Here is a 6,000-nt window from a genome sequence, read left to right as displayed (position 1 = left end):
ATGCGTATCGGCCGTCCATCCGCGGCAGCCTTCTTGCGCACGTCTGCAAGCCGCGCTGCCAAGGCCACCAGATCACCGCCACCAATCGTGTACCGGCTCAGCTTCTGTGAGCCCGGCAGCAACACGCCGAGCTTCCATTTCGCTTTGCTCAGTTCAAAAGCCAGGTAAACCGTGGCATGCTCCGCCGTGGCGGGTGCGTCAATGCGATCGAGCTTGATCATCTTGGTCCTCCGAGGCTGGGTGGTTTGCAATCCAATCCTAACCTCTCTTGACCACCCGCCGCCCATAGGATCTGAGGCGCGTCAGCGCCGTCTCGAAGGACGAGGCGTGCACGCAGGTGCGGCTGCAGCCTAGGGCTTGCGGCGAATCCGGTAGAGGACAAATCGCCTCGATGTCTCCAGCACCTCCAGCCGATCCGGCAGCGGATTTGCGGCCGGCGATCCCAGCACATAGAGGTAGTCGAAATCCCGGTCCCAGGTGCGGACGAATTGCGGGGCGTCCGCCGGCGGCTGGCCCATCGCGATCGCGGCAAGCAGGCTTGAGGGCACCGGACCGCCATAGGGAACGGCAATGTTGCGCACCGCCTCGCGCGGCCGCACCGGCTGCTTGCCCGTTTCCGTGAACAGGTTGGGCACGAACGCGTCGGCATAGTGCACCGCCAGCGTCGGCGCATAATACATCGGATAGGAGGTGAGGTCGGCGAAGGGCGGATCTCCGTTGTCGCCGATGCTGCCGACGAGAACGCGCGAGCCGCGGTCGATCTTCCGGAACGAGGCGATCATCGCCGCATAGTCGGCGCGGTAAGGCAGCCAGACCGCGAGCACGACGGCGAGATTGAGCAATATGATGCCGCTGATCGCAGCGAGCGCGCCCATTCGCCAAGCCCTACTCGGCAGCGACAGCGAGCAGAACGCCGGCAGGATCACGGCCGCGGCGGGAATCATGCGCAGATCGACGAACGAGGTTCCGAACAGCTTCGAGGGAATGACGAGGTAAAGCAGTGCAAAACCGATTGCGATCCACAGCCCGGCCGGGTCGAGCTTGAGGACGCCGCGCCGCGCGGCGAACAGCAGGGCGGTCATCAGCACGAGCCCAGTTACCGCCGCGATCGTCAGATTGTAGCCGTTCATGATGCGAAGCGGCCAGATCGGCTTGAATCCGACGAACCAGCTGTTGCCTTCGCTTCCGATCGCGCCTGCCGTGACATGCATGATCGCAAGCAGCGCAAGCGCCGGCACGGCCAGCGCGCCAAGCCGCGCGGCCGCGACGGCAAACGTGGTCTGCCCTTGGCGGATGCGCGACAGCTCGAAAAGGCCGAGCGTTGCGCCGTAGATGCCGAGCGAAAAGAAATGCGCCACATAGAGCGCGGCGACGAAGATCAGGTTGGCGGCGAAGCGCAGCGGCCAGGGGCCTTCGGCCAGCATCAGATAGGCGGCGATGCCCCAGAGCGCGAGGCCGAGCCCGAACTCGAAGTTCACGAAGCCCCAGCTGAACGGCAGGCAATAGAGGAAAGCGAGCGCGGCGAAGCCGGCGAGGTGGACGCGCCTCTTCCGGACTCGTTCGAGCAGAAGCGCGCCGGTGACGATCAGGACCTGGCTCAGCAGGAGAAACAGCCGCGTGGCGTTCTCGACGCTCATCAGCCGCGCCAGCTGCGGGACCAGCAGGTCCATTCCGAGGTTGGGATAGAAGGCCCAGGTCACCTCGTAATGTGGATTGGCACCCGGAGTGCCGTTCTGGCTCAGAATGTACATGCGGGCGAGGTGATTGGGATAATCGACCATCGCGGGAATGGGAGTCAGCAGCACCGGAACAAACGAGACCGCCGCCAGCAGCGCGAGAACGATGGTCGCCACGGCCCGGTCCGGGTCGGGACGCGCCGGATCTGTCAGGGTCGGCTGGCTGGAAGAAACCATTTGATGAAGTCGCTGTGGCCGAAGACGAGCGCTGGAGCAGGTCCTCACTTCGAAGGCGCCGCGATCGCGCTGTCTGCGGTGTCGCGCACGTGAATCACGGCGATGTCGTCCGCATAGATCCGCTTCCAGCCCTTGAGCTGGTCGAGGATCTGCGGGCCCGGCGCATCAGCGACCAGCAGCGTCGCGTCGATCTTGTGCTCGTCGAGCAGGCGCGGCAGCAGCTCGGGCTTCTTGCCTTCCGTCGCCTTGAAGAAGTCCATGATGAACTTCTCGCCGTAGAGCTCGGCGCGGCCGTCGACGAAAACAGGGATTTCGCGCGAGATCAGATAGCCGCCGAACTGGTAGGCGTTGAAGACGCGCTGCACCTTGCGCTGCTCGAGCAGGTCGACCGCCGCAACCGGCGTCTGCGTCATCGTGAAGCTGAAGCGGTGGTGCGCCAAATAGAGCGAGGTCGAGGTCCAGCTCGCCGCCACGATCATCAGCGCGCCGAGCGCTGTAATATAGCGGGCCGGCCAGCTTTCGGCACCGGCGGCATCGGGCGCTGCCTGCGGGAACATCTCGCCGAGCGGCTTTGCCAGCACCAGTGGCACCAGGAATGCAAATGCCTCGATGCTCCTGACGTGGCTCAGCGCGCTCCAGGTCAGGAACAGGATCAGGAAGATCCGGGGCGCCGACAGCACCAGGCCGCGATAATAGCCGAACGCGATCAGGGCGAGCAGGGCGCCTTCGAACGGGGTGAACGAGGCGAAGTTCGCCGGCATCCATTCGAGGATCAGCGTCAGCAGCTCGCCGAGGCTGAGGATGTTGGTCGCGCCCTGCAGCGTTCGCCAGCCATACGGCGTGCAGCAGCTCGCGATCAGCGCGCCAATTCCGAACAGCACCCAGCGCATGAACAGAGCAAGCCGGCGTCCCTTCTCGGCATGCTCGACCGCCTCGAGCGAGATCGGGCCGATCAGCGCGAGCCCGAGCACGAAGCCGCCATGCAGGTTCGCCCAGAGCGCCATCAGCGGCAGCCAGGTCCAGGATGGCGCGCTCCTGCGGCTCGCAGCCGCCATCAGTAGGCCGATCCACGCCACCATCACCGGCAGCGCCAGAATATGCGGCCGCGCCAGCACGTGATGGATCGACAGCAGCAGCGCCAGCATCGCGAACAGCACCGCGCGCGGGGCTTCGATATGGGCCTCGAGCAGCTGGACGAAGATTGCGAGAGTGAGCGCGACGGCGGCCGCGGTGAGGATGACAGGGCCTGCCCAGCCCCATTGTGCATGGGAGAAGGCGAACGCGACCTGCGACAGCCAGGACGTCGAGATCCACGGCGCGCCCGTCCGCGTGAAGGAGTAGAAGTCGATCATGGGCATGGCACGGTGATCGAGGATCCATTGCCCAATCTTGATCTGCCAGAACGAGTCGGAATCCTGAAGCAGCGTGTCGCCGAGGAAAAGGAAGAACAGATAGGCGCCGGCACCGACGCACAGCGGCACCAGGGCGCGCGCGCGGCCCTGCACCGCGATGCTGTTGGCGAAGGAAAGGGACATGCCGCCTCGTCGTCCTGGTTGTTCTTGCCGGTCCGGCCATGATCCGGACCCGGCGGGCTGCGTGCGCACCATCTCGTCGCGCTTCAGTCCGAGCGGGCGGCATTGGACCATGCCGGTCATAACTTCGGGTAAACCGGCCGCGCCAGATCGGCGTCATATGTCTACAATTTAACGGATTGTTTCGAACTTGGATTTACCATGGGCCAATACACGCAATCCGCCCAGTGTTTACGCAGTCGAATTAACTGCGGCGCAATTCTTTGCCTCTACGTTCCCTTCTCATGGTCGGGCGGCGCTGGGAAGCCGAAGAGACCAGATCAGTTGTAGCCTCGTGTACTCATTTGGAGCACTCTATGAAGAACCTCGTTGCGCGTTTCTTGAAGGACGAATCCGGCGCCACCGCCATCGAATACGGCCTGATCGCCGCCGGCATCGCGCTGGCGATCATCACCGTCGTCAACAACCTCGGCACCACGCTGAACGCCAAGTTCACCTCGATCTCGACCAGCCTCAAGTAAGGCTGAACGACCTGGGAATTCTGAGAGCCTCGTCTTCGACGAGGCTCTTTTCTTTTGGGCGGCCCACAACGTCATTGCGAGGGCAGCGAAGCAATCCAGACTGCCTCTGCGGAAAGATTCTGGATTGCTTCGCTGCGCGCGTAATAACGGGGAAACATCGGCGTGCCGTCACCTACGGCAGTTGCGCCTCATTCCGCGAGGCTGGGTTGCCAGACCGGCGATAGCGCAGGTGCGGCAGAGGCGGCTGCCGCGCGGCCGAGCCGTTCAACCCAAAACTTCGTCACCCAGATCGAGGCTGCGGCGAGCGCGATGCCGCCGGCGACGTCGATGAGATAGTGCGCGCCGATCGCCGGCGTCGCTGCGATCATCAACATGTTGAGCGCGGCCGCGATGCCGCCGATGCCGCGCACCGGCCACAGCGCCCACATGTAGAGCACGGCGGAGGCGGCGTGAAAGCTCGGAAACGAGACGATGCCGGAGAGGAAGAACAGATGCAGCTCGTGCAGGCTGCCGTCGCGCAGCGCGAGGATGTCGCGCAGCTGCCCGGCATACACCGCGGTGTTGATCTCGGGGAGGTGCGCGGCCGGCAATTGCAGCCCGTAATAGGTGCCGATCGCCGGCACCATTGCGGAGACCGCGATGGTGACCACGAGCGCGAGGCTCATCGCCAGCATGAACACCTGCAGCCGCACACGACGTGCCGTCAGTGTCAGCACGACGGGGACGCCGAGCAGCGGCCATTTGATCAGTCCGTAGCCGCGGGCCAGCACGTCCGCCAGCCAGGGATGGTCGTTGACGAAGCGCGCGAGCGGTTCGGGATCGAGGCCGAGCGCGCGGTCGATCGCCAGCAGCGCCTCGTCCTGGAGCGGCCAGTTCATCTTGCCCGCGACGTAGCTCAAAGGTCCGACAATGGCGCAGGTGAGAATGACCTGTCCGATCGTGCCGAGCGAGAACACCAGTTTCGGATCGGCAAGCTCGCCCTTCGTCAGCTGGTGGCCACAGGCAACGCCGACCAGGACGGCCGCGATCGCGAGCGTGATGCTGTAGGCGACGGGCTCGAGGCTCAGACCGGTTGCGGGGAGACCAACCGCCAGCAGGCCGCCCATGGCCGCGATGGGAAGCCAGTTCAGGTTGAAGAGCCGCCAGGCGGCTCGGGCGTCCGAATCGAGCATGCTGCACCGGGATGGGATCGCAGTCCGGCGGTAAGGTCGCGGACCTGCTTTAAGATGACGGTAACAATCGTGGTTAGCCGTCTATCAACCGGCTCTCGCACTTTGCGCATTTGTCGCCTGCGAGGATCTGGCGTTAAAATGCCTCACAAGGCCGCAAAACCGCTCCCACGCCACCTGCGGTGAGATATCCGCCCCACTTGATAAAACTTTGGCAAGAGTTGGTTGTCTCTCAATGTGAGAAGAATTCCAGTCCCGAAGACTGTCGAGCAGAGCATCTTAAAGCCGAAGGCGAACCCGACGAAAACGAACGGATCAGAGATGACATTCTGAGGTACGGGTGGCGCGGTTGTGCTGCACGTCACATCAAGACCGCGGGCTCTACACGGGCGGCGGCTGACCGAGATCAAGCAAAGCTCAATATTCTTCTTCGCAAGCGCTTTAAGGTAACGCCTCGTGGCCGTTGCGGAGACTAATTGGTGATATTGGCGTCGTTCCTCACGCCCTGGTCCCGATCATTGATCCCTGGTCCGGGACTTGTGGCTGTAAACACGGGATTGCCGATGTGTTAGACTTTGCCCAGCCGATCAGGGAGAAAAGCCATGACCGCCGAGTTCGATGAAGACCGCTTCAATATGGCGATCCGTAAGTTTCTGAAGCATGTCGGAGTTACATCGCAGCGTGAAATCGAGAACCTGGTCCGTAGCGGGGCGGTGAAAGGTGGCGAACTCAAACTGCGAATGACCCTGTCCGCTGAGGGGACACCGCTGGAACATGTTGTCGAGGAAACAGTCGCACTCTGACGAGGGCACACGCTGCGACCCAACCTCCGTTCAGGGTCACAAGCCGCGGTGAAGGCGAGCGC

Annotated in this window: 5 protein-coding genes and 1 pseudogene; 2 read left to right on the top strand and 4 right to left on the bottom strand. The window is 63.4% G+C overall.

Translation table 11 applies throughout. The annotated features are described in order from the left end of the window. The 3 genes and pseudogenes from HZZ13_RS29490 to HZZ13_RS29480 all read right to left on the bottom strand — a co-directional run. Positions 1-221 (bottom strand): annotated as a pseudogene (locus HZZ13_RS29490) (hypothetical protein); the annotation flags it as partial. Positions 222-350: 129 nt separating this feature from the next. Continuing rightward, positions 351-1,913 carry a hypothetical protein gene (locus tag HZZ13_RS29485; RefSeq protein WP_197963018.1) on the bottom strand — a complete coding sequence of 521 codons (1,563 nt, stop codon included), beginning with the start codon at positions 1,911-1,913 and terminating at the stop codon, positions 351-353. Positions 1,914-1,957: 44 nt separating this feature from the next. Continuing rightward, positions 1,958-3,448 (bottom strand): hypothetical protein, encoded by a 1,491-nt coding sequence (locus HZZ13_RS29480; RefSeq protein ID WP_197963017.1) that lies wholly within the window; start codon positions 3,446-3,448, stop codon positions 1,958-1,960. Between the two features lie 353 nt (positions 3,449-3,801). Here HZZ13_RS29480 and HZZ13_RS29475 point away from each other — a divergent pair, with 353 nt between their 5' ends. Continuing rightward, the gene (locus HZZ13_RS29475) at positions 3,802-3,966 is read left to right on the top strand and encodes a Flp family type IVb pilin (protein WP_197963016.1); all 165 of its coding nucleotides are present in this window, start codon (positions 3,802-3,804) and stop codon (positions 3,964-3,966) included. A 188-nt stretch (positions 3,967-4,154) separates the two neighbouring features. On the opposite strand, the gene HZZ13_RS29470 is transcribed toward HZZ13_RS29475, so the two are convergent. Next, positions 4,155-5,138, bottom strand: a complete 984-nt coding sequence (locus HZZ13_RS29470) for a phosphatase PAP2 family protein (RefSeq protein ID WP_197963015.1) — start codon at positions 5,136-5,138, stop codon at positions 4,155-4,157. A gap of 599 nt (positions 5,139-5,737) precedes the next feature. On the opposite strand from HZZ13_RS29470, the gene HZZ13_RS29465 reads away from it, so the two are divergent. Further along, entirely contained in the window at positions 5,738-5,938 is a 201-nt protein-coding gene (locus HZZ13_RS29465) for a DUF6494 family protein (protein WP_197963014.1), read from the top strand. The last annotated feature ends 62 nt before the right edge of the window (positions 5,939-6,000 follow it).

The sequence above is a fragment of the Bradyrhizobium agreste genome, assembly GCF_016031625.1.
In the GTDB taxonomy this organism is placed as follows: Bacteria; Pseudomonadota; Alphaproteobacteria; order Rhizobiales; family Xanthobacteraceae; genus Bradyrhizobium; species Bradyrhizobium agreste.
This window is presented reverse-complemented; position numbering and strand designations above follow the sequence as displayed.

Bases quoted from the DNA above. Each gene is read 5' to 3' on its own strand.
- HZZ13_RS29485 (WP_197963018.1), bottom strand. From the start codon at position 1,913: ATGGTTTCTTCCAGCCAGCCGACCCTGACAGATCCGGCGCGTCCCGAC.
- HZZ13_RS29480 (WP_197963017.1), bottom strand. From the start codon at position 3,448: ATGTCCCTTTCCTTCGCCAACAGCATCGCGGTGCAGGGCCGCGCGCGC.
- HZZ13_RS29475 (WP_197963016.1), top strand. From the start codon at position 3,802: ATGAAGAACCTCGTTGCGCGTTTCTTGAAGGACGAATCCGGCGCCACC.
- HZZ13_RS29470 (WP_197963015.1), bottom strand. From the start codon at position 5,138: ATGCTCGATTCGGACGCCCGAGCCGCCTGGCGGCTCTTCAACCTGAAC.
- HZZ13_RS29465 (WP_197963014.1), top strand. From the start codon at position 5,738: ATGACCGCCGAGTTCGATGAAGACCGCTTCAATATGGCGATCCGTAAG.